Below are 23,689 nucleotides of genomic sequence, written 5' to 3' on the forward strand. Positions count from 1 at the left end.
CCTGAGAGTTATGAGTGCTAATTAAGAGGTCGAGAATATGTTAACCGAACGTCAAGAGCTTATTTTGAAAACAATCATTAAGGACTTCACGCAGACGCATGAGCCCGTAGGCTCCAAAACTGTGATGAGTCAACTGCCAATGAAGGTTTCTAGTGCGACCATTAGAAATGAAATGGCGGTATTAGAAGAACAAGGGCTTATTGAGAAAACCCATTCTTCAAGTGGTCGTATTCCATCAAGTGATGGTTATCGCTACTACCTTGATCATCTAGTTGAACCATTGCAACTACCTGAGTCTATTTATAATCAGATTGTTTGTCAGTTAGATCGTCCATTCCATCAAGTGAATGAGATTGTGCAAGAAGCAGCTAAAATTTTATCAGATTTGACAAATTATACTGCCTTTGCAGAAGGACCTGAATCCCGTCATGTTCTAATAACAGGTTTTAGGATAGTTCCTTTATCTAATCGGCAAGTAATGGCAATCTTGGTTACAAATAATGGAAATGTTCAAAGCCAAGTATATTCTTTGCCAAGATTTACTAATGGTGAAGAAATAGAAAAGGCTGTTCGTTTAATTAATGATGAATTAGTTGGTAAAAGTTTATCAGCCGTTTCTCCAGAAATGCTTAGTGAGTTAGTAAATCGCCAATTAGGTGGTAATGCTGATGATTTATTAAGTTTACTATCAGACGTCTTAAAAGATGCTGCAAGTGAACAGATGTATGTTGATGGTCAGATTAATCTTTTGAATAATGCAACAGGGAATGTCCAAGATATTCGCTCGCTCTATGAGATGTTTGACCAAAATGATATGATTAGCAGTTTATTAAGTTTTGAGGGGGATGGCAATGATGAGCATTTCCCTGTTCAAGTTAAATTAGGTTCAGAACTACCAAGTGACTTGCTTAAGAATTATAGTTTGTTAACTGCAAGTTATAGCGTAGGAAGTCATGGACGAGGCACTATTGCCTTATTAGGACCTACGAATATGCCATATTCACAAATGATTGGCTTAATGGAATATTTTAGACAGGAATTAGCGAAGAAACTACTCGATTATTACGGAAAATTTCAGTAAAGGAGGGAAGGTCTTGAGTAAAAAAGAATTTCCAAGTGAAAAAGACCTTGATCAAAAGCCTAAAGAAGATGTAAAGCATGAAGAAGCAAAAACAGCTTCACCTAAGGCTGATAAAGATACCCAAAAAGTTGGAGAAAATTTTGCTAAAGAGATTGAAAAGTTAAAGGCTGAAAAAGCTGAGCTTGAAGATAAATATTTACGTAGTGAAGCTGAAATTCAAAATATGCAAAATCGCTACAATAAAGAACGTGCTCAACTTATTAAGTACGAATCACAATCATTAGCAAAGGACATTTTACCAGCTGTTGATAATTTGCAAAGAGCTTTAAGTGTCAAAGTAGACGATGAAGCCTCTAAGCAATTGAAAAAGGGCGTTGAGATGACCTTAGATGCTATGGTTAAAGCAATGGCAGATCATGGTATTACTGAAATTAAAGCAGAGGGTGTAAAATTCGATCCTAACTTACACCAAGCTGTTCAAACAACGGTTGCAGAAAATGATGAACAAAAGGATCATGTTGTTCAAGTTTTGCAAGCTGGTTATCAATATAAAGATCGGACATTACGTCCAGCAATGGTTATTGTTGCTCAATAATTAATTAAGCTTATAAAAGATAAAAGAAATAAAAATAAGAAAGGACTTTTTGATATGTCAAAAGTTATTGGTATTGACTTAGGTACTACTAATTCAGCAGTTGCTGTTTTGGAAGGTAAAGAACCAAAGATTATTACTAACCCTGAAGGTAATAGAACTACCCCATCTGTAGTTGCTTTCAAGGATGGAGAAATTCAAGTTGGTGAAGTTGCAAAGCGTCAAGCAATCACTAACCCTAATACTATTGTTTCTATTAAGCGTCACATGGGTGAAGCTGGATACAAGGTTAAAGTTGGTGACAAGAGCTACACTCCACAAGAAATTTCTGCAATGATTTTGCAATACATCAAGAAGTTCTCAGAAGATTATCTTGGTGAAGAAGTTAAGGATGCAGTTATTACTGTACCTGCTTACTTCAATGACTCACAACGTCAAGCAACTAAAGATGCTGGTAAGATTGCTGGTTTGAACGTTCAAAGAATTATTAACGAACCTACTGCATCTTCACTTGCATATGGTCTTGATAAAGATGAAGAAGACGAAAAGATTTTAGTTTACGACCTTGGTGGTGGTACTTTCGACGTTTCTGTTTTGGAATTAGGTGATGGCGTCTTCCAAGTACTTTCAACTAATGGTGATACTCACCTTGGTGGGGATGACTTCGATCAAAAGATTATGGATTGGTTGATTGAAAACTTTAAGGCAGATAACGGTGTTGACTTATCAAAGGATAAGATGGCACTTCAAAGATTAAAGGATGCTGCTGAAAAGGCTAAGAAGGACTTATCAGGTGTAAGTTCAACCCACATCTCACTTCCATTCATTTCAGCTGGCGAAAGTGGTCCACTTCACCTTGAAGCCGACTTAACTCGTGCTAAGTTTGATGAATTAACTCATGACTTAGTCGAAAGAACTAAGATTCCATTTGATAATGCTTTAAAGGATGCTGGTTTAACTGTTAACGACATTGACAAGGTTATCTTAAACGGTGGTTCAACTCGTATTCCAGCTGTTCAAGAAGCAGTTAAGAAGTGGAGTGGTAAAGAACCTGACCACTCAATCAACCCTGATGAAGCTGTTGCTATGGGTGCTGCTGTTCAAGGTGGTGTTATTTCAGGTGATGTTAAGGACGTTGTTTTACTTGACGTTACTCCATTATCACTTGGTATTGAAACTATGGGTGGTGTCTTCACTAAGTTAATTGATAGAAACACTACTATCCCTACTTCAAAGAGTCAAATCTTCTCAACTGCTGCTGATAACCAACCAGCTGTAGACATTCATGTTTTACAAGGTGAACGTCCAATGGCAGCAGATAACAAGACTTTGGGTAGATTTGAATTAACTGACATTCCTGCAGCACCTCGTGGTGTTCCACAAATTCAAGTTACCTTCGATATTGATAAGAACGGTATCGTAAATGTATCTGCTAAGGATATGGGTACTGGTAAGGAACAAAAGATTACTATTAAGTCTTCATCAGGTTTATCAGATGAAGAAATCAAGCGTATGCAAAAAGAAGCTGAAGAACACGCTGATGAAGACAAGAAGAAGAAAGAAGAAGCTGACTTACGTAACGAAGTTGATTCATTAATCTTCACTACTGAAAAGACTTTGAAAGAAGTTGGCGATAAGGTTCCTGCTGATGAAGTATCTAAGGTTAAGGATGCTTTGGAAGACCTTAAGAAGGCACAAAAGGATAACAACTTAGATGAAATGAAGGAAAAGAAAGATGCTTTATCTAAGGTTGCCCAAGATTTAGCTGTTAAGTTATATCAAGCTAATGGTGCACAAGGCCAAGCAGGTCAAGCTGGACCAAATCCATCAGGTAACAATGACAACAACGATGGCAATAACGGTGACACTGTAAATGGTGACTTCAAGAAGGTAAACCCTGACAAGTAATGCTATAATAGTGGAAAGTTAAGGACTAATTTTAGTCCTTTTCTTTTATCAAATGATAAGGAGCGTTAGAAAATGGCGACAAGTCGCGATTACTACGATATTCTGGGCTTGGATAAAAATGCTAGTGAGCAAGATATTCAACGTGCTTACCGTAAGTTATCTAAGAAATATCACCCAGATATTAACAAAGCCCCAGATGCGGAAGAAAAATTTAAAGAAGTTAATGAAGCATATGAAGTTTTGCACGACAAACAAAAGCGGGCACAATATGATCAATTTGGCCAAGCTGGTGTAAATGGTCAAGCTGGATATGGTGCCGGTAGTGGTCAATATGGTGATTTTAGCAACTTTAGTGGCTTTGGTGATATCTTTAGTGATATTTTTGGCGGAGCTAGTCAAAGACATGTTGATCCAACTGCCCCTGTTAAGGGTGACGATTTAGACTATACAATGACAATTGACTTCATGGATGCCATTAAAGGTAAGACTTCTAACGTAACTTACACTAGAAGTGAAACATGTGAAGTTTGTCATGGTACTGGAGCAGAAAAAGGCACACATCCTATTACTTGTGATAAGTGCCATGGTTCAGGTTATATGACAGTTACCCAACAATCAATGCTGGGTGTAATTCAGAGACAAACTTTATGTGATAAGTGTCATGGTAAAGGTGTTATCATTGAACATCCTTGTGCAACTTGTCATGGTGCCGGTCACACTGATAAGAAGCAAACACTAGAAGTTAAGATTCCAGCAGGTATTGATAATGGCCAACAAATTCGCTTAAGTGGTCAAGGTGAAGCTGGTAAAAATGGTGGCCCTTACGGTGATTTATATATTGTCTTTAGAATTAGACCAAGTAAAGACTTTACTCGCCGTGGCAATACAATTTATACAACAGTTCCAATCTCATTTGCACAAGCAACTTTGGGTGATGAAATAAAGATTAAGACTGTTAATGGCGAAACTAGTTTAAAGATCCCAGCTGGTACTCAACCTGGTGCTAAGTTTACGATTCGTGGTGAAGGTGTGCCATATCTTCGCGGCGATGGTAAGGGAGATCAAATTTCAACTGTTGAAGTAGTAATTCCTAAGTCAATTAATGACAAGCAAAAACAAGCTTTGGTTGATTTTGTTAAGGCTGGGGGAGATTCAATAACTCCCCAGGAAAAGAACTTCTTCGAGAGATTGAAAGATAAATTAGGATAAATAGATAAGAAGAGCTTTTAAAGCTCTTTTTTTCTTTATGTAATTAATAAATTTTGTTCATTGACTTACTTGAATTAATATATAACAAAATATTAGTCAGATTTTAGCTTTTTATTTGTCCCTTTATGCCCATTTGCTATAATAGGAATAGACTAAAAAGGATGGAACTTTATGGACCTCAAAAAACTTAAAGATTATCAAAAACATATTCGTAACTTTTCAATCGTTGCCCATATTGACCATGGTAAATCAACGATTGCTGATAGAATTCTGGAATTAACAGATACTGTTGCTCAACGTCAACTTAAGAGTCAGATGCTTGATGATATGCCTTTGGAGCGTCAAAGGGGTATTACGATTAAGTTAAACTCAGTTGAAGTTAAATATCATGCAAAAGATGGAGAAGACTATATTTTTCACTTAATTGACACGCCTGGACACGTTGACTTTTCTTATGAAGTGTCACGTTCTCTAGCTGCTTGTGAAGGAGCTCTCCTTGTAGTTGATGCTTCTCAAGGTGTACAAGCTCAGACTTTAGCCAATACCTACCTAGCAATTGATGATGATTTGGAAATTTTACCTGTAATCAATAAGATTGACTTGCCATCTGCTGATCCCGATAATGCCAAGATGGAAATTGAAGAGATGCTAGGTCTTGATGCAAGTGATGCCGTTGAAGTATCTGGGAAGACAGGCTTAGGTATTCCAGATTTACTTGAGCGAATTGTAACTGATATTCCCGCTCCTCAAGGCAATCTTGAAGCACCACTTAAGGCCTTAATTTTTGACTCAAAATATGATGATTATCGCGGCGTTGTTTTGGCTGTTCGAATTGAAGATGGAATGGTCAAACCAGGCGATGAAATAGAAATTATGAATACTCACAAAAAGTATGAAGTTACTGAAGTGGGTGTTTCAAATCCGCATCCTGTTAAAAAAGATGTATTAGTTGCAGGAGACGTTGGCTATTTGACTGCTAATATTAAATCTGTTCGTGAAACTCGAGTTGGTGATACGATTACTTCAGCTCAAAATCCAACTGAAGAAGCTTTACCAGGTTACCGTCAAATTCCACCAATGGTCTTTAGTGGGATGTATCCAGTTGATAATAGTAAGTATGATGATTTAAAGGAAGCTTTGGAGAAGCTCCAGTTAAACGATGCTGCGCTTGAATTTGAGCCAGAAACTTCAACCGCATTAGGCTTTGGCTTTAGATGTGGTTTCTTAGGCTTGCTTCATATGGATGTTGTTCAGGAACGATTGGAACAAGAATTCAATCTTGATTTAATTATGACAGCGCCATCTACTGACTATCATGCAATTATGAATGATGGAAGTACAAAAATAATTGATAATCCTTCAGATTTGCCCGATGCAGGAGAATATAAGGAAGTACAAGAGCCTTATGTTAAGGCAGAAATCATGGTACCTAATGACTTTGTAGGTCCTGTTATGGAACTTTGTCAGCGAAAACGTGGTGAATTTCAAACAATGGATTACCTAGATAAGTACCGAGTAAATGTCATTTATCATATTCCATTAGCTGAAATTATTTTTGACTTCTTTGATGATCTTAAGTCTTCAACCAAAGGCTATGCATCACTTGATTATGAGATTATTGGATATCGTGCTACTGACTCAGTAAAAATTGATGTCTTACTTAATAAAGAGCCAATTGATGCCTTAAGTTTTATTGCGCATAGATCTGATGCTCAAGCACGTGCTCGTCAAATGACGTCACTGCTTAAGAAGTTAATACCTCGACAAAACTTCGAAGTTGATATTCAAGGAGCAATCGGGGCTAAGATCATTTCTCGTGCCACTATTAAGCCATATCGTAAAGATGTTACAGCACGTATCCATACTGGTGACCCAGATCGACGTGCAAAATTACTTGATAAGCAAAAGCGTGGAAAAAAACGGATGAAATCTGTTGGAAAAGTAGAAGTTCCTCAAGATGCTTTCATGGCAGTTTTGAAGATGAATGATGATGACATCAAGGGTAAGTAAAATGACAGATGTTAAAAAAGAAAAGTTAAATAAAAAAACTAAGGCTAGCAAAAAGACTGTCTTTCTCCGAGTTTTAGCAGTTATTTTATTTATTGTAGGGATTATTTTAGTTTTTAATGGTCCAATTCAAGAGTACTTTGTAAAACAAAATCAAACTTCAACTTTGCAAGGGCTAACCAAGAAAAAGGTGGCTGCTAACCAGAAGAAAAAAGGTATGTTTGATTACAGCAAAGTCCAAGATATTGATATTGCTAAAGTTACTCGATCACGTGTAAAGAATACATCAAATGCTATTGGCGCGATTGCCATTCCTAAGGTTAATTTGTATTTACCAATCTTGTTAGGATTGAGTGATGATTCATTGTCTACAGGTGCTGGAACGATGAGGGAAGATCAAGTGATGGGGCAAGGAAATTATCCTTTGGCCGGACACTATATGACAGCTAAAGGCGTTCTATTTTCACCAATTGAAGATACAAAAATAGGTCAAAAGGTATATTTGACTGATTTAAAGAAAGTCTATGTATATAGAATTTATATGAAAAGAGTTGTTGATCCGACAGCTGTTTGGCTAGTTAATAATACCAAGAAAAAGATTGTAACTTTAATTACCTGTGCAGACGGTGGTATAAATCGTTGGGCTGTGCGCGGAAAATTAATTCATACGAAAAAAGCAACAACAAAGAATTTGAGTGTATTTAAATTAAAATAATGACTTGGAAAAAAAGAGAAGCTACTGAATTATCTGAAGAATTAAAAGAGAAATATCAACTTAGTCCACTTGCGGCTAAGTTATTTTCTTTGCGAGAGATTAATACAGATGAAAAATTAAATTATTGGCTTAATGGTACTGAAGAAGATTTAGCTGATCCATATTTAATGCATGGGATGCAGGAAGCTGTTGAGCGGATTAATAAGGCAATTGATAATTTTGAGAAGATTACAATTTATGGAGATTATGATGCAGATGGTATTACAGCTACAACTATCATGTATGAAACATTGGCCATTTTAGGAGCTGATGTTCATTACTTTATTCCTGATCGATTTAAAGACGGCTATGGGCCAAATATGAAACGTTACCAGCAAATAGTATCGGATGGTACTAAATTAATTATCACTGTTGATAATGGGGTAACAGGAATTGAAGAAGTAAAGTATGCTCAGGAAAATGGCTGCGATGTTATTGTGACAGATCACCATAGCTTTCAAGAGCAAATGCCAGACGCTAAAGTAATTGTTCATTGTAATTATCCAAATCAAAAATATCCTTTTGATGATTATTGTGGAGCAGGAGTTGCTTATACAATCTGTCGTGCTTTAATGGATGATACTATGCCAGAACTGATTGAACTAGCGATGATTGGAACAATTGGTGATATGGTAAAAGTATCAGGGGAAGGACATATTATAGTTAAGCGTGGCCTAGAACTGCTTAATCATACTCAACGGCCTGGTTTGCGTGCACTAATTAAAGAAGCTGGACTTGAACTTGGAAATATTGATGAAACAGATATCGGTTTTCAAATTGCCCCAAGATTAAATGCAACTGGAAGGTTAGCAAATGCTAGCTTAGCAGTTGATTTGCTTTTGGCAGATGATTTGGAAGTAGCTCAGAAATTAGCTAAAAAAGTTGAACAATTAAATAATGATCGTAAAGAATTGACTCAAAAAGTATATGAGTCTGCTTTAGAGCAAATAAAAAAATTTGGATATAATAGCGAAAATACCCTAGTATTGTATGATACTAGTTGGCATGAAGGGGTATTAGGCTTAGTTGCGAATAAAATAGTCGAAAAAGTTCATAAACCAACTATCTTACTTACCCAAAATGATGAAGGCTTAGTTAAAGGTTCAGGTAGAAGTAATGCTGGCTTTAATTTGTTTAATGCCTTATTTAAGTTAAAGGATTCCCTATTTGAAAACTTTGGTGGGCATGATTTTGCTTGTGGTTTATCACTAAAAGAAGAAAATATTAATCCTTTAAGAAAGGCATTTGAAAATAGTTATCAAGCAAGTTCAAATACTGAAGTTGATTATTACGATTTAGATTTAGATGTAAATAATATTGATTTATCGATTTTAGATGATATGAAAAAAGTTGGACCTTTTGGAACAGATAATCCAGAACCGGTATATTGTGTCAAAGAGCCTGAAATTTCTTCACTTTTTGTAATCGGAAAAGATAAAAGTCATCTAAAATTCAATGTTGGAAATCTAAAAGTAATCGGATTTAATATGGCCTTTTTAACTCAGAATTTATTGCCCTATGTTACAGCGATTTATTTGAATATTGGTAAAAACATGTGGCAAAAAAAGCTTTCTTTACAAGGTCAGCTAAAAGCAATTGATTTTGGTGTACCAAGTTTTTCTTTGGGAAAGACCAAGGCAATTGATTTCCGAGATCAAAAACACATATTAGGTTTTGCTGATCGGTTTGTTTTATTTGATGAACATAATTTAAATAAAGCAGTTGGTCAATTAGGAATTGATCAAGATAAAATCATTTTGGCCAAAAATTATAATGGCAGTGGTGAAATTGTAACTTTACTTGATGCACCACACAATCGTCAAGAATTAGATTACGCTTTAAAAAATGATTACCAACAATTATATTTGCGTTTTATGCTTGATCGATTGCCAATTAGGGTGATGCCAAGTAGAACACAGTTTGCTAATACCTTAAAATATGTTTATTCACATCCTAATCTTAAACCAGAAGATTATCGCCTCGTAGCTCCATACCTTGGCCTTGATGGTGATAGCATTTACTTTATTTTGAGGGTGTTTTTAGAGCTAGAGTTTGTTAAAATGGATAAGGCAGAACTTGTTCCAAATAAGGCAGCTAATCATAAAAAATTAACAGATTCGCTTTATTTTTTAGGAACGCAATCTCAGCTAAAATTTGTAACAAGTTTGAGAACCATGCCGTCTAGTCAATTGCTAGCGTATGTTAACCAGCATTTAAAATAACGGAGGTCGTTATCAACATGACAGTTGATTTTAAGAAATATATTGCAAGCGTGCAGGATTTCCCTAATAAGGGAATTGTTTTTCGGGATATTACCCCAATCTTGTCTGATGGTGAAATCTTCAGAGCTGCAACTCATGAATTAGCAGAATATGCTAAAAAGCGTGGTGCAGATGTAATTGTTGGGCCAGAAGCACGTGGGTTTATTGTGGGTTGTCCAGTTGCTACTGAATTAGGAGTAGGATTTGTTCCTGCAAGAAAACCTCATAAGTTGCCTCGTGAAGTTGAACGAGCATCATATGATTTGGAATATGGTTCAAATAGTTTGGAAATGCATAAGGATGCTATTAAGCCAGGTCAAAAGGTTGTTATTTGTGATGACTTGATGGCGACAGCTGGAACATTACATGCTGCTATTGAATTGATTGAACGTCTTGGTGGAGAAGTAGTAGGTGCAGCTTTTTATGTTGAATTACCTGATTTAAAGGGTAGAGAAAAGTTGCCAAATGTTGATATCTTTTCACTTGTTCAATACCATGGCGCTTAATTTTGGTTATTAAAAAGCTCACTTCATTTGAAGTGAGCTTTTTTGTGTGCAAAGATTATGAGATTATCTGTCTTTCATAACGGGTTGGTAAATTAGATCAATTATCACGGCACTTACTAGCGAAACTACAATAACTAAACCAAGGTTAACTAGCGAAATTTGTGTCATTGCAATTCCTAACAGTGCTAATGCAAAGGTTAAAGCAACATCGATAATTTGAACAGTACCCACTAATCTAGATGGATATGATTGCCAAAAGTAGGTCTTAGTTCTAGTGATTAACACAATTAACATTGCACTTAATACACAATAAACATAAACCATTGTTCCAACTTGCCCCTGACTAAAGCCTAACTTATTATTCATGAACCAAACAAATAAGCAGCCGATTATTGTCCAACCTGAAGCAAGGGACATTGAAACCTTTGCCATACGATCGATGTTCCAATTTTCAGGCTTATATGTAATATGAGTATTATCTGTACCAATCATCATAGTAACCATATTATTCATAATGGTGTAGATAACCATAGCATTTAAAGCCATTGGTAAATAACCAAAGAGTAGGTAGCCAAAGGTTAAAATCATAGTTAATTCAGCAGTTCTTGAAAGTTTAGTTAATGACCAAGTTGTCATTCTTTGGTAAACCCGATGGCCTGCATCTAAAATCTTAACAATTGGCATTAAGCCATCATCTAGTAATACCATCTTCCCGCTTCGTTTAGCAACATCAGCAGCATTAGCAACGGCAATCCCAACTTCAGCTTGCTTTAAAGCAGGGGCATCATTAACACCGTCACCGGTCATACCAACAATATAGCCTTTTTCTTGGAAGAATTTAACCATTTTAAGTTTATCTTCTGGCAAAACATCAGCAATACCAGCAAGAGATTCTAAATCTGTTTGTTCATTAAAATCATGGATAGAAATTACGTTTCCAGTTAATGAAACTTGCTTTGCTACAGCAGCTGCAGTTCTTTGGTTATCACCAGTTAGCATAATTGGACGAATACCGCGCTTTTTCAGCTCTGCCAAAGCAGCTTTAGAATCATCTCTTACTTTATCTTGTAAAATAAAGACTGCGGCTAACTTATCATCAACTAATAGTGCAACTGAACGACCAGCTGTAAAGTCAATATCTTTAATTTGGTTATTGGCTTGGGTATCAATTAAAGATAACTGCTTAAATGAACCAAGTTTCAGATTTTTACCATTTACTAAAGCTTCAGAATAACCAGTATTGGAAGTAAATGGGGTAAATTTATCAGGAGTTAATGAAGCCAGACCTTTTTTCTTTAAATAGTCAATAATTGCTTCATCAATAATTGAAGTATTACGCTTATCAGTAGCAGCTTCTGCAAGCTGTAGAACTTCAGAATCTGTTAATGAACTCAAGTTAGTTAGACTAGATACAGCTGTTTTATTTTCAGTAATTGTGCCAGTTTTATCCAGTAAAATCAGATTTAAATTAGCAGCATCTTGAATCCCAGTTAAATCTGATGTCAAAACGCCTTCTTTACTTAATCTTTTTGCTTCAAAGGAATTAGAGATTGCAAAAGTTGATGGCATAGCAACTGGGATTGAAGCAATAAACATCATAGCAAGGAAAGGCAACATTTGAATTACTCCATCTAAGCCTTCACCTCTTGCAAAAGCTGCAATAATAATGATGATTGTAAGACTTAAACTAAGCATACAAAGATAAAAAATAATCTTTGTTAATAATTGCTGTAAGTGTCCTGGAGCAGCGGATTGATTAATTAAATTGATAGTTTTACCTGAACGGGAATTAGACCCAGTTGCACTAACAACTGCTAAACCAGTTCCATCGACTACTGTTGTTCCGGCATATGCAGTGTCATTTATTTGCTTGTTAACAGGAGCTGATTCACCAGTTATAGAACTTTCATCACAGGTGATTTTGCCACTTTTTAAAATAACATCAGCAGCTAAAACATCTCCACGCTTTAAATTGATTAAGTCACCAACAACTAATTGTTTTGAATTTAACTTAATCCATTTGCCATCACGTTCTACAGCGACAGTAGGAGTTAGTTCGTGAGAAATATCATTTAAAACGCGACGAGATTTTTTCTTTTGAGTTGCACCATTATATGCGGCAAATAAAAGCATTAATAAAACAAACCCTGCCTGAATCCCCTTACCTAAGATTAACTCAAGTAATAAGGCAGCCTCTAAAATCCAAGCTGATAAATTCCATAACTTGGATAAAAAAGCTTTCCAAAAGTTAAATTCTGGCTCTGGTACTTCGTTAGGACCGTCTTTTTCTAAACGTTTAGCTGCTTCAGTAGCAGTAAGACCATGCAATTGTGATTCCATACATTTCCTCCATATCTACAATAGCGTCATAAAATAGTTTATCAAAAATTTGATTTAATAAATTATTTCATTACCGAAAAATAAGAATTTAAGTAGATTTCGTGAACTGCAGCCAAAATAATATTTCGCAAAATTTCTTTTTCAGGAGTTTGGGTTGTTCCAATATTATCTAGTTGCTTCTTTAGTTTATAAACATATTCCAAACAGTTAATGCTTTCTTCTCTTAGGTATTGGTAGGCAATATCAATACTGTAACTTTCATCTTGCATCTTTATAGCAACTTTTAGATTATCAAGAGAAAGAACAGGTTTAGCAAATGCAATAAAAATTAAGCGTGCAATTTGTTGGCGACTGTAACGCTTTTTGATTGGCTTTTCAATAATCCCTTTTTTTACGTAATTACTAATCATTGAATTAGTTAAATATAAACTAGAAAAAGGGGATAAACTCTGATTGATAAATTGACAGGTCTGTTCAAGATAAAGTCCAATATCTGGAATCTCACTAAAGGCAGGGAGTGAAAAGTTGTCAACATCACTTTGAATTTGATTTAAGATTGATAAATTTTCCATAATAACTCCTTTGACTTGACTTTTATATTTAATAGACATTATTATAGCACTATCGGTTATTAAAAAACCGATAAAGGGATTTTTATTAACGAAAGTAAACAAAAAAGAGAAAACTATGGAAGAAATTAAACTTATAGTTGATTCAAGTTGCAACTTGAAATCAGATTCAGAAAGAAATTTAACAGTTGTACCATTAACAATTAATTTGGGAAACCAAACATTTTTGGATAATGATCAAATGGATTATGATGTATTTTTGAATAAAATTTATGAAAATAAAGAAAAATCAGGAACTTCATGTCCTAATTTACAGGAATGGCTTGATGCGTTAGCAGGCTGCAAAAAAGCTGTTATTTTAACAGTTACTAGCGGTTTAAGTGGAACATATTCTTCAGCTAAACAAGCAGCACAAATATATCAAGAGGAAAATCCAGGTAGCGAAATTTTAGTACTTGATTCTAAATCAGCTGGACCAGAACTTAAATTATTAGTAGATAAACTAGTGGAATTGCTTCAGAAGGATAGTTTTAGCTCAATAAGCGAAAGTTTCCAAACTTATCAAGAAAATACTCATTTATTGTTTAGTTTAGAATCACTTCATAACTTGGCAGTAAATGGTCGCATTAGTTCAGCAACTGCTAAAATTGCTGGTATATTGCACATTAGAATGATTGGTGAAGCAAGTAAAGAAGGAAAATTAGAACCTTTAGGAAAAGCAAGAGGCAGTAAAAAAACGGTTTTGGAACTTTTTAAAAACATGGAAAAACAAAATTATTCAGGTGGCAAGGTCTATATTGATCATGTTGATAATCAAAAAGATGCTGAGAGTCTGAAGGAAAAAATTATAGAAAAGTTCCCTGATGCAAAAATAGAGATTGGTATTTGTCATGGACTTTGTAGCTTTTATGCAGAAAAGGGCGGTTTAATGGTTGGCTTTGAAAATTAGGCCACTTTTTTATTGATTAATAAAATAACTAAATAAATAACATCTCATCATAAAACTATATCTATCAGAATAAAGGATAGGTAAATTATATTGATATTTTACTTGTTTAAAAGAAGAAAACTTGTTAAAATATACTACAGTTTCAAGGAATTAAAGCTTTTTGGCTTGAAGAGTGAAACAAAATTATTCTAGTTAGTTAAATAACAGTTTTTAAACGATGAGGTAAAAACTGGATTAATAGTCAAAACATTCATCATTAATCTTATTCATTGATGGAAAGGACTCCCACAACTCCAATTAGAAGCAATTATTCTACCCACACTAGCTCCCCCCCTAATATGCTAGTATTTATTCGAAACATTTCTAATTTGTAGTTAGACTGTCTCCCACTAATTTAGTCTAGCTACAATCTTTCCAAAAGATGATTTTTTACTATAAGGTACAAACTGCTAGATAAAAACCTAAGAAAAAGCTCCGTTATACAACGGAGCTTTTTTGTCTAAGCAAGAAAGGGAATTGTTAATAAAAAACAAAAAACAGAGAGAGCAGTAGCTCCCACAATATCAGATGGATAATGTGCTTTTAAGACAATTCTTGAAAAAACAACTAAAAACCAAAGAGCTAGTAAGCCTAGAAATAAAGTAATACCAAACAGTCCACCATAAATTTGCCAAATGATTAAGCTTAAACTAGTGATACTTAAAACGTGACCGCTCGGAAATGAATAAGATTGCCGATTATTTTCACTTGGCCTTTCTCTCTTAATACTGTGCTTCAAAATAATACCGATAATGTCGGTAAAAGCTAAGGTAACTAAAACCCAAATTGCTTTTTTTATTTCACCATTAAGAATTAAGATTAGAGCTAGTAAACAATCCCAAAAAGCGATTAGCTTAGGTTCGTTTAAGAACTCAATTATTGACCAAAAGTGGCCATGAACTGGTTGAATTAAACGCTTATGCCAACTGCTATCAAGATGGCGAAATTTTCTTGAATTTTCAAGTTTATAAATCAAAGTAAATAAAATCGTTGCACTTATTACAAGGGCAATTAGCCAGGATAAATTCACGATAACTACCTCGCATTCATTCCTAGTTATTTTAACAGAAATTAGAAAAGGAGGCATATTTTTTTCAAAAGTTTTAGACTTAAAAGTTATTTTTCGCTATAATGGAATCTAGTCATGGAGTGTTGGCAGAGTGGTAATGCACCGGACTCGAAATCCGGCGAACCGATTTTTTCGGCGCGCAGGTTCAAATCCTGTACACTCCTTTGTATGTATACTATAAGCGCAACAGATATTGATGTTACGCTTTTTTTCTGTAAATTTTATGTAAGAAAAATATTATGGTCCATAATAAGTATTGCTATTAAAAATTAGTAAATCTGAAAATATTAGTAGAACAAATGGTATTAAGATCGGTTTCCAGCATCTTTAATTATAAAATATATGAGAATTAACTAATGTTATTGATATATTTTGGAATTTAATCTCTAATTTTTGTGGATTAATAAGTTAAAGAAAAGGATTTTAAGCTTTGAGATAGAATTACTAACTCAATAAAAAATAGATTAGTGTTTAAAACTAGGCTATTTTTTGTTCTTAATTTCGTTCTGATAAAAGTGGGGTTGATTCCAAAACTACTTTTATTTTAGACATATCTTCAGGACTAATATTTCTGTTAATAGATGTAGCTATAATAAAGCGGGAGATTGGATTGATTTCATGATTGGCTAAAACGATATTTCATCATAAAATATTACTGAAGAAGTAAAAAATAGGCACCAATGCCATGGTGCCTCTTGGAGCTTAAGCATCCGCTTCCGATTATTTTTTAATAATTATTTTTATTATAACCGTCAGTTTCAACTTGCTACAGTTAAGACGGTTATTTTTTCTGACTTTTTTCGGTCCTTATAGGCTTGAAAATCTAGCCATAAATGACCTAACTCGATTAAGAGTTCAAGCCAGGAGAAAATAACAATTTCCTCCTCTCTGAAAAAGATAAACGATTTATGATTCCTTGAACCATACACATCACCTCTTTTCCAAACAACCGGAGGTGGCCGCCTTAACTAAGCTCTGATATAAAATTTTACTAGAAAACCTCTGTGCGAACAAATGTTTTTATTTAATATTATTTCATACAAAAGAAAACCATCTTTCGATAAAACATCAAAAGATGGTTTAAATTTTTGATAGGTTAATTTTTTCTTTTAAAATCTGTCAATCCAATCATGCCATTCTGTTAAGTAAAACTTTGCACTTTCAGATTTCATCTTTGGTGTAAATGATTTAGAAGATTGAGCTTGTTCTTTCTTGTTTCTTGCATTCATGGCACTACCTAATGCACTTAGTTCAGGGATATCAGCAATTTTGACAACCTTTTGGGTGATATTGCAGAGATATTGCATCAAATATTTGTTATGGATCATCCCACCATCGGTATGAATTTCCTGATTGACTTTAGGATATAATTGTTGAAATTGACTTAGAATATCTGAAATTTGGTAAACTAATGAATTTAATGTAGCTTTTACTAGTTCATTTTTTCCAGTTGTAGCGGTCATATTTACAAAAGCTGCTTTTGCTTCAGCTTTCCAATAAGGAGCACCAAGACCAGCAAATGCAGGAATTAATATTGTATGATCTTTAGGGTTAGCGGTTAAAGCTAAATTTTCAGTTTCTTCAGGTTTGTTGATTAGTTGTACTTTATCTTTTAACCAGCTAATGCTTGCACCGGCGTAGTTAATGTTGCCTTCTAATACATAGGAGATTTTTCCATTTAATGACCAGGCAATAGAAGTGTTTAATTTGTTATTTATATTTGAGGGGAGATTGCTTCCTATATTAAGCATAACTGAAGAACCGGTTCCAAAAGTCACTTTAAAATCTTCAGGATTAAAACATCCATGAGCAAATAAAGCAGCCTGAGAGTCTCCAAGTATACTTTTTATTGGAATAGGGGTTTTGAGTAAGCCGAATAAATCTGTTTTTCCAAAATGAGCGTTAGAGTCAACGATTTCAGGAAGTTCATTAATATTAGTTCCAAAAATTTCACACAATTGTTGATCCCATTTTCCTGTATGAATATTCATCAATTGAGTACGGCAAGCATTTGATGGTTCAGTTTTAAAGGATCGTTTATTAGTTAATTGATACAAAAGCCAACTATCCATTGTACCTAGGCAAAGATCATCATTTTCTCTAGCTTGAATCACTCTCGGCTCATTTAATAGCATCCAGCCCCATTTTGCTCCAGTAAAGTAAGGGGATAAGGCTAAACCAGTTTTGTTTTTAACAGTTTCTTTTAGTTCTGGATAGGCAATTCGATTAATCAACTTTTCAGTCCTATTGTCTTGCCAGACAATTGTATGACAAAGCGGTTCGCCAGTATGTCTTGACCAGGCAGCAGCACTTTCTCTTTGGTTGGTAATAGCCAAAGCTTCAATTTGATCAGGGTTTACCTTTTTTAATATATTTCGGAAAAGTTGATATAAATTATGTCTTATTTCATCTAAGTCATGACTAACCCAGCCTTGATTATTTACTAATTGCTTATGGGGCAATGCTACTTTATAGAAAATCTGATTATTATGATCAACTAAAATAGCCTTTGTACCTTGAGTACTTTGATCAACAGCTAGAATATATTTCCCCGGCATGTAAATCACCAGCTTTATTTGTTAAGAACTTTTCTAATAGATTTTTCAATTCCTTCGGCATCAAGGCCATAGTAATGGAAGACTTCATCTTGTGTACCTTGAATAGCTGGTTCATCTGGAAATCCTAAAATAGTTAATTTGGCATGAGCATATTTTGCAACTTCAGTAGCAACTGCTGAACCGATTCCATTGATTACATCGTGTTCTTCTACTGTGGCAATTTGGTCAAATTCTTGAGCGAGTTTACCAAGCATTTCGGTATCAAGTGGCTTGATTGAGCCAAGATCGACAACTTCAGCATCAATACCTTGTTTAGCAAGATTGTTAGCAGCTTGTAAAGCAAAATAGAGAGTCTCACCAGTTGAAATTAAACAGATATCCTTACCGGAGCGAATAACTTTAGCCTTTCCAGGCTTAAATTCAAAATCTTCATGATAGACATTGTCCAATTTTCTCTTACCAATACGAACATATGCAGGTTTGTCAGATTTAACTAAATATTTGAATAAAGCCCTAACTTGGTATTTATCGCATGGTTGGTAAATTTCTAAATCTGGAATTGCTCGAGTAATAGCAACATCATTTAATGAGTGGTGGGTTGTTCCAAGCCAGGTGTATGAATTGCCACCAGAAATACCAATTAATTTAACATTGTTTTTATTGAAAGCTACATCAACCTTGACTTGTTCGATTGATCTCATAGCTAAAAAGGCAGCAGGTGAGAAGACAAAGGGATGTTTTCCTTCATGAGCTAAGCCAGCAGCAACTGTAACTGCATTTTGTTCAGCAATTCCCATTTCTACAGTTCTATCAGGATATTTATTTGTGAAAGGAACCAAGCCAGCTGAGCCGCGTGAATCACAGGTAACAACTAACAAATTTGGGTCATTCTTAGTTTCTTCATCCAAACAATTTGCAATTGCTTGATTGGCAGTCAATTTTTCATCAATCTTATTCATTTTCTAGGGCCTCCATTTGTGCATTTAATTGTTTAATACCTTGTTCATATTCTTCTGGGCTAGGAATCTTGTGGTGCCAGTCAGCTCTGTTTTCAGCTACGGTGATACCCTTACCTTTAACGGTATTAGCAATAATCAATCTAGGTTTATTAGTATTATTTGCTTTATTTAGAATGTTGACTAGCGCTTCCATATTATTTCCATCAACTTCTTGAACATCCCAACCAAAAGCTCGATATTTATCACTGATTGGATTTGAACGCATAACTGAGTCAGTAGTACCACTAATTTGCAAATCATTGTGGTCAACGATTGCAGTCAAATTGTCGAGACTGTAATTTCCAGCTGCCATCGCTGCTTCCCAGATGGAACCTTCGGCTTGCTCACCATCCCCCATGAGGACGTAGATGTGTTTTTGAGAGTGATTCATTTTAGCTGCTAAACTAACACCAACTCCAAGACCAAGACCATGACCTAACGATCCAGTATGAAATGCCATACCATGTACTTCTGTAGTTGGGTGGCCAATATAAGGACTATTAAAAGTAGAATATCTTTCATCTAAATCTTTTTGATTGATATATCCTAAATCGGCTAAGATTTCATACCAAATTTCAACCGCATGACCTTTACTTTGGATGTAGGTATCAACATCTTTTTGACCAAAATTCTTAGCATTTTGATTCATTACATCGTAGTACAAAGCTACTAGGATATCAGTACATGATAAATCAGAGCCTGTATGACCATTATGGTGTTTATAAATTAATTCCCAGGTCCTTTTTCTTAACTGAACTGCTTTCTTTTTTAAATCTAAGATTTCCATGTTATTCACCTCAAATAAATCTTGTTTCGGTTTGAGATTAACATAACTAACTGTCATACAACTAAATTAAAATATTATTTTAGTTTATGTTAGAAAAAGATTTATAATAATTTTGAACAAACATAGGAGGTAAATAATGGCTTTAAAAATGAGCGATATTGCCAAGATGGCAAAAGTTTCGCGATCTGCTGTATCTTTAGCACTAAATAATAAACCTGGAATAAGCGATGAAACCCGAAAAAAGATCTTCAAAGTTATTGAAGAAAGTGGATATACTCCTCTAAGAAAAAGAAAAAAAGGTGGTCTTAGACGGCAAGCCGTCTTAGATTTGATTATGGTAAGTGATAAAAAGGGAATCTTAAATCGCAATTATGCAAGTTTACCGTTTTTTGATACTTTAGTAGCAGATTTAACGCAAAATGTTTCTGGATTTGGCGGAAAATTGCAGATAACTACTATTTCATCTGAGAATTTAAAAGAAGAAATACTAGAATTGAAGGCTTCAGTCAAGGCAGCTATTGTCTTGGCAACAGATTTAGATGAAAAACAAGTGACCTTTATCAATGAAAATTTGAAGCACGTAGTCTTTTTAGATACTTACTACGAAAATATTGATGCCGATTTTGTATCAATTAATAATAAACAAGGTGCATATCTTGCAGGAAAGTATATCGCTGAAAAAGGCTACACCGACATTGGCTATGTAGCCTCAAATAAAATTATTTCTAACTTCCTGTATCGAAGAGAAGGCTTTAGAAAAGCAATTCATGAAGCTAACTTAAAAATTGATGCTGCAAATGTTTATAGTGTTGACCCAACAACTCTGATTCCTAATTACGATTTGAGTGAAGAACAAGTTAGGAAATTACCACGAGCTATTTTTTGTGAAGATGACTATATGGCATTGCGCTTTATCAAAGAATTGCGAAAGTATAAAATCAAAGTTCCAGAAGAAGTTGCTATTATAGGTTTTGATGATATTAGTGAAGATACTATGATCTTGCCTGAATTGACAACCATCCATGTTCCAATTACGCAAATGGTTGATCAAGCGGTTAATCAGATTTTTGCTCAAATTGATAATAAGGAATGGCTGACTCAAAAAACATTAGTATCAACTAAGCTAATTAAACGTCAGTCAATGTAAATACTTAATTTAGCCTAGTTTAGTAAAAATGTTATTGAAATTTCGAATTTAATCGATTAATTTTTAACTGTAAGCGGATGCAAGATTAAATCCGGAGGAAATTAAGATGGTTAATAAGAAATTTTTAGAACAAATTAAATTAGGTTTTGCACCAACTAGAAGAAATATTTTTTCTGCTGATGCCGCAATTGAATTTGCAAATAAAACTAGAGCTAAGTTAGATGAATTAGGCGTAAATTACGTTGACATTAAAGATGTTAATGATGATGGCTTACTTTATGATGATGCAGGTTTAGCTAAAATTACGAAAAAGTTTAAAGAAGAAAACATCGATGGTCTCTTCATTGCAAATGAAAATTTTGGGACTGAATATGAAGTAGCCCGTTTAGCTGCTAAGTTAAATGTGCCAGTTCTACTTTGGGGTCCAAGAGATGAAGCTCCAGCTCCAGATGGTTCAAGAAGAAGAGATACACAATGTGGCCTATTTGCAATCGGTAAGGTCTTACGTCACTTCAATGTACCATTTACTTACATTAGAAATAGTGATATCGATGACCCATCCTTTAGTAGAGGCGTGATTGATTTTATTAGAGTCTGCAACGTAGTTAAAACTTTTAAGCATACAAGACTTCTTCAAGTTGGACCTCGTCCATTTGATTTTTGGTCAGTTATTGTTAATGAAGGAGAACTACTTGAAAAGTTCGGTATTCAATTATCTCCAATTCCATTAGGTGAATTGACCTCACATATGAACAATTTAATTGAAGAAAAAGATTCAAGAATTGAAGAAACTAAGGATGTCTTTCGAAAATGGGCTGACATTCAAATTAAAGATGATGACTTTAATAAAGTCGCAGCTCTTAAATTAGCTTTACAAGATAAGATGAATCAATATGGCTGTAATGCCGGAACAATTCAATGCTGGACCGAATTGCAAAGGGAAATTGGAATTCTTCCGTATGCCTCTGAAGCATTACTTCAAACTGAAGGAATGCCAGTGACTTGTGAAACTGATATTAATGGTGCAATTTCAGAGGTATTAGCTGAAAGCGCAACTTTAGGCGAAGAAAGAGCAATCTTTGCGGATGTAAATTGTCGCCATCCTGAAAATGAAAATGGTGAATTACTACAACACTTGGGAACTTTTGCTTTCCAAACTGCAAAGAATAAACCAGTTTTACCACCATCACATTTCGTTTTTGATTATCCTGGCTCTGCTGCTTTTGAAGCAAAAGATGGAAATTATAGTTTAGTACGTTTTGATGGTGACCATGGAAAATACTCAATGCTAATTGGCAATGCCGAGACTTGCCAAGGACCATATGAACAAGGAACTTACGCTTGGTTCGAATTTAAAGATTTAAATAGATTCGAAGCAAAATATGTTTATGGTCCATATATTCACCACATGGCTGGTGTTCGTGCAGATATTGTGCCAATTTTAGCGGAAGCTGGTAAATATATTAATGTTAAGCCAGATTACTTCGACCCAATTGCTGATAAGGTAGCAGCTTATTGGTATGGCGATATTAACAGCATCATTGATGATTAATTAAGGAGAAATTTATGTTAACTGTTAATGGTAAGTACTTATATAAAGATGGTCAGCGATTCTTTTATTTAGCTGATACTTGTTGGAGTGCATTTACCAATCTCACGTTGCCAGATTGGAAATTCTATTTAGATACTCGTAAGGCTCAAGGCTACACGGCTATTCAAATAAATCTGTTGAGACAATATGATTCAAGTTGTCCAATTAAAGGAAGAGAACCTTTTGCGATTATCGAACATGATGATGGTAGTTATGAATATGATTTTTCAAAGATAAATACTTCATATTTCGATAATGTTGAAAAAATGCTTGAACAAATGCAAGAGCGAGGTATGGTGCCTAGCTTAGTCCTTTTATGGGGTAATTTTGTGCCAGACACATGGATGAGTCATTTTGTTAAGAATAATACTATCCCATTTGAACAAATTAGACCTTATATTAAATATGTAGTAAATAGATTTAAGAAGTTTAACCCGATTTGGTTTGTTAGTGGGGATGTGGGTTTTGTAGATAATGAAACTCAAAAAAGCGAAGCTGCGATTAAATATTATCGTGAAGTTCTTGAAAGTGCTAAGGAAGTAGATCCAGAAGGAATTTATACTTTCCACATTAATGGTGAAAGTTATGAGTTACCAGATGAATTTAAAAAGCGAATTAGCTTCTTTAGCTATCAATCTGGTCATGCTCAAACCGGACAAAATACTGCTTTTACCATTCCGCAAAAATTAAGGGCATCAGGTTATGAAGGACCAATTGTTGATGCAGAAATCTGCTACGAAGGCTTGCAAAAAATGCATTCTCAATATCCTGAGAGATATTCAGCTTTTGAAGTAAGAAAGTCCGCTTGGAGAGCAGTTCTAGCTGGAGCTGATATGGGAGTTGGCTATGGTTCATTTGGTTTATGGCCTTTGAAAGAATTAGACGACGGTGTATTTTCTACTGGTGCAGTTGGTCAAGGTGTTGCAGTCAGCCTTGAAAAAGGTGAAGTTAAAGCGCCATTTGATGGAACGGTTGTTTCAGTCTTTCCAACTAAGCATGCGATTACCTTAAAATCTAAGTCTGGTGTTGAATTATTGATTCATATCGGACTTGATACTGTTGAATTAAAGGGTAAAGGCTTCAAGCAATTAGTACATGATGGTGATGCCGTCAGAAAAGGTGATTTACTAGAAACTGTTGATTTGGACTTGATTAAGGAAGCTGGATTCAACTTGGCAAGTCCAGTAATTGTAACGAATCCTGCTAACTTTGATAAGGTTGCTTCTCAAACTCAAGGGCATGTACAAGCTGGTGATCAGTTATTATTAGCAACTGTAGATCAAGCAAAAACAGAAAAAGTTTCAAGTGTTTATTTGGCATAGAG

General features: G+C 34.8%; 18 protein-coding genes and 1 tRNA gene. 13 read left to right on the forward strand and 6 right to left on the reverse strand.

Going from position 1 to position 23,689, the window contains the following annotated elements:
• Positions 1-37: 37 nt before the first annotated feature.
• The 8 genes from hrcA (at position 38) to FC45_RS00615 (ending at position 10,318) form a co-directional block, all read left to right on the forward strand.
• Positions 38-1,081, forward strand: a complete 1,044-nt coding sequence (gene hrcA / locus FC45_RS00580; protein WP_006587898.1) for a heat-inducible transcriptional repressor HrcA — start codon at positions 38-40, stop codon at positions 1,079-1,081.
• 13 nt (positions 1,082-1,094) lie between these two features.
• Positions 1,095-1,676: a nucleotide exchange factor GrpE gene (gene grpE / locus FC45_RS00585; RefSeq protein ID WP_006587897.1), complete on the forward strand. Its 582-nt coding sequence runs from the start codon at positions 1,095-1,097 to the stop codon at positions 1,674-1,676.
• 54 nt (positions 1,677-1,730) lie between these two features.
• On the forward strand, positions 1,731-3,581 hold the full coding sequence (gene dnaK, locus FC45_RS00590; protein WP_006584869.1) for a molecular chaperone DnaK: 1,851 nt from the start codon (positions 1,731-1,733) through the stop codon (positions 3,579-3,581).
• A 72-nt stretch (positions 3,582-3,653) separates the two neighbouring features.
• Positions 3,654-4,790, forward strand: a complete 1,137-nt coding sequence (dnaJ, locus tag FC45_RS00595) for a molecular chaperone DnaJ (RefSeq protein ID WP_006584868.1) — start codon at positions 3,654-3,656, stop codon at positions 4,788-4,790.
• Between the two features lie 171 nt (positions 4,791-4,961).
• Positions 4,962-6,800, forward strand: coding sequence for a translation elongation factor 4 (lepA, locus tag FC45_RS00600; protein ID WP_006584867.1), 1,839 nt, complete (start codon positions 4,962-4,964; stop codon positions 6,798-6,800).
• Between the two features lies 1 nt (position 6,801).
• Positions 6,802-7,512, forward strand: coding sequence for a class A sortase (locus FC45_RS00605; RefSeq protein WP_006584866.1), 711 nt, complete (start codon positions 6,802-6,804; stop codon positions 7,510-7,512).
• On the forward strand, positions 7,512-9,773 hold the full coding sequence (gene recJ, locus FC45_RS00610) for a single-stranded-DNA-specific exonuclease RecJ (RefSeq protein WP_006588390.1): 2,262 nt from the start codon (positions 7,512-7,514) through the stop codon (positions 9,771-9,773). The genes FC45_RS00605 and recJ overlap by 1 nt, the downstream gene beginning before the upstream one ends.
• 17 nt (positions 9,774-9,790) lie before the next feature.
• Entirely contained in the window at positions 9,791-10,318 is a 528-nt protein-coding gene (locus FC45_RS00615) for an adenine phosphoribosyltransferase (protein ID WP_006584865.1), read from the forward strand.
• A gap of 63 nt (positions 10,319-10,381) precedes the next feature.
• Here FC45_RS00615 and FC45_RS00620 read toward each other — a convergent pair whose 3' ends face one another.
• Positions 10,382-12,658 carry an HAD-IC family P-type ATPase gene (locus tag FC45_RS00620; RefSeq protein WP_006587895.1) on the reverse strand — a complete coding sequence of 759 codons (2,277 nt, stop codon included), beginning with the start codon at positions 12,656-12,658 and terminating at the stop codon, positions 10,382-10,384.
• A gap of 62 nt (positions 12,659-12,720) precedes the next feature.
• Positions 12,721-13,230 (reverse strand): DUF1836 domain-containing protein, encoded by a 510-nt coding sequence (locus FC45_RS00625; protein ID WP_006587894.1) that lies wholly within the window; start codon positions 13,228-13,230, stop codon positions 12,721-12,723.
• Between the two features lie 115 nt (positions 13,231-13,345).
• Between FC45_RS00625 and FC45_RS00630 the strand changes: the two genes are divergently transcribed.
• Positions 13,346-14,176, forward strand: a complete 831-nt coding sequence (locus tag FC45_RS00630; protein WP_006587893.1) for a DegV family protein — start codon at positions 13,346-13,348, stop codon at positions 14,174-14,176.
• A gap of 499 nt (positions 14,177-14,675) precedes the next feature.
• Here FC45_RS00630 and FC45_RS00635 read toward each other — a convergent pair whose 3' ends face one another.
• On the reverse strand, positions 14,676-15,245 hold the full coding sequence (locus tag FC45_RS00635) for a phosphatase PAP2 family protein (RefSeq protein WP_006587892.1): 570 nt from the start codon (positions 15,243-15,245) through the stop codon (positions 14,676-14,678).
• Positions 15,246-15,361: 116 nt separating this feature from the next.
• Between FC45_RS00635 and FC45_RS00640 the strand changes: the two genes are divergently transcribed.
• A tRNA-Ser gene (locus tag FC45_RS00640) sits at positions 15,362-15,448 on the forward strand.
• 945 nt (positions 15,449-16,393) lie between these two features.
• On the opposite strand, the gene FC45_RS00645 is transcribed toward FC45_RS00640, so the two are convergent.
• From FC45_RS00645 to FC45_RS00655, 3 genes are read right to left on the reverse strand one after another with little or no spacing between them, the layout of a single operon-like run.
• Positions 16,394-17,842, reverse strand: coding sequence for an FGGY-family carbohydrate kinase (locus FC45_RS00645; protein ID WP_057706287.1), 1,449 nt, complete (start codon positions 17,840-17,842; stop codon positions 16,394-16,396).
• Between the two features lie 14 nt (positions 17,843-17,856).
• A complete protein-coding gene (locus tag FC45_RS00650; RefSeq protein WP_006584862.1) occupies positions 17,857-18,801 on the reverse strand; it encodes a transketolase family protein in 945 nt (314 codons plus the stop codon).
• Positions 18,794-19,627: a transketolase gene (locus FC45_RS00655; protein WP_006587890.1), complete on the reverse strand. Its 834-nt coding sequence runs from the start codon at positions 19,625-19,627 to the stop codon at positions 18,794-18,796. The genes FC45_RS00650 and FC45_RS00655 overlap by 8 nt, the downstream gene beginning before the upstream one ends.
• A 136-nt stretch (positions 19,628-19,763) precedes the next feature.
• Here FC45_RS00655 and FC45_RS00660 point away from each other — a divergent pair, with 136 nt between their 5' ends.
• The 3 genes from FC45_RS00660 (at position 19,764) to FC45_RS00670 (ending at position 23,687) form a co-directional block, all read left to right on the forward strand.
• Entirely contained in the window at positions 19,764-20,774 is a 1,011-nt protein-coding gene (locus FC45_RS00660) for a LacI family DNA-binding transcriptional regulator (RefSeq protein ID WP_006587889.1), read from the forward strand.
• 106 nt (positions 20,775-20,880) lie between these two features.
• Positions 20,881-22,326: an L-fucose/L-arabinose isomerase family protein gene (locus FC45_RS00665; protein ID WP_057706289.1), complete on the forward strand. Its 1,446-nt coding sequence runs from the start codon at positions 20,881-20,883 to the stop codon at positions 22,324-22,326.
• Between the two features lie 14 nt (positions 22,327-22,340).
• Positions 22,341-23,687: a glucose PTS transporter subunit IIA gene (locus FC45_RS00670; RefSeq protein WP_057706291.1), complete on the forward strand. Its 1,347-nt coding sequence runs from the start codon at positions 22,341-22,343 to the stop codon at positions 23,685-23,687.
• Positions 23,688-23,689: the final 2 nt, after the last annotated feature.

The sequence above is a fragment of the Lactobacillus jensenii DSM 20557 genome (assembly GCF_001436455.1).
GTDB classification, from domain to species: Bacteria; Bacillota; Bacilli; order Lactobacillales; family Lactobacillaceae; genus Lactobacillus; species Lactobacillus jensenii.

Excerpts from the sequence above, each read along its gene's own strand:
- hrcA (WP_006587898.1), top strand. The coding sequence starts at position 38 with ATGTTAACCGAACGTCAAGAGCTTATTTTGAAAACAATCATTAAGGAC.
- dnaK (WP_006584869.1), top strand. The coding sequence starts at position 1,731 with ATGTCAAAAGTTATTGGTATTGACTTAGGTACTACTAATTCAGCAGTT.
- dnaJ (WP_006584868.1), top strand. The coding sequence starts at position 3,654 with ATGGCGACAAGTCGCGATTACTACGATATTCTGGGCTTGGATAAAAAT.
- lepA (WP_006584867.1), top strand. The coding sequence starts at position 4,962 with ATGGACCTCAAAAAACTTAAAGATTATCAAAAACATATTCGTAACTTT.
- FC45_RS00605 (WP_006584866.1), top strand. The coding sequence starts at position 6,802 with ATGACAGATGTTAAAAAAGAAAAGTTAAATAAAAAAACTAAGGCTAGC.
- recJ (WP_006588390.1), top strand. The coding sequence starts at position 7,512 with ATGACTTGGAAAAAAAGAGAAGCTACTGAATTATCTGAAGAATTAAAA.
- FC45_RS00615 (WP_006584865.1), top strand. The coding sequence starts at position 9,791 with ATGACAGTTGATTTTAAGAAATATATTGCAAGCGTGCAGGATTTCCCT.
- FC45_RS00620 (WP_006587895.1), bottom strand. The coding sequence starts at position 12,658 with ATGGAATCACAATTGCATGGTCTTACTGCTACTGAAGCAGCTAAACGT.
- FC45_RS00625 (WP_006587894.1), bottom strand. The coding sequence starts at position 13,230 with ATGGAAAATTTATCAATCTTAAATCAAATTCAAAGTGATGTTGACAAC.
- FC45_RS00630 (WP_006587893.1), top strand. The coding sequence starts at position 13,346 with ATGGAAGAAATTAAACTTATAGTTGATTCAAGTTGCAACTTGAAATCA.
- FC45_RS00645 (WP_057706287.1), bottom strand. The coding sequence starts at position 17,842 with ATGCCGGGGAAATATATTCTAGCTGTTGATCAAAGTACTCAAGGTACA.
- FC45_RS00650 (WP_006584862.1), bottom strand. The coding sequence starts at position 18,801 with ATGAATAAGATTGATGAAAAATTGACTGCCAATCAAGCAATTGCAAAT.
- FC45_RS00655 (WP_006587890.1), bottom strand. The coding sequence starts at position 19,627 with ATGGAAATCTTAGATTTAAAAAAGAAAGCAGTTCAGTTAAGAAAAAGG.
- FC45_RS00660 (WP_006587889.1), top strand. The coding sequence starts at position 19,764 with ATGGCTTTAAAAATGAGCGATATTGCCAAGATGGCAAAAGTTTCGCGA.
- FC45_RS00665 (WP_057706289.1), top strand. The coding sequence starts at position 20,881 with ATGGTTAATAAGAAATTTTTAGAACAAATTAAATTAGGTTTTGCACCA.
- FC45_RS00670 (WP_057706291.1), top strand. The coding sequence starts at position 22,341 with ATGTTAACTGTTAATGGTAAGTACTTATATAAAGATGGTCAGCGATTC.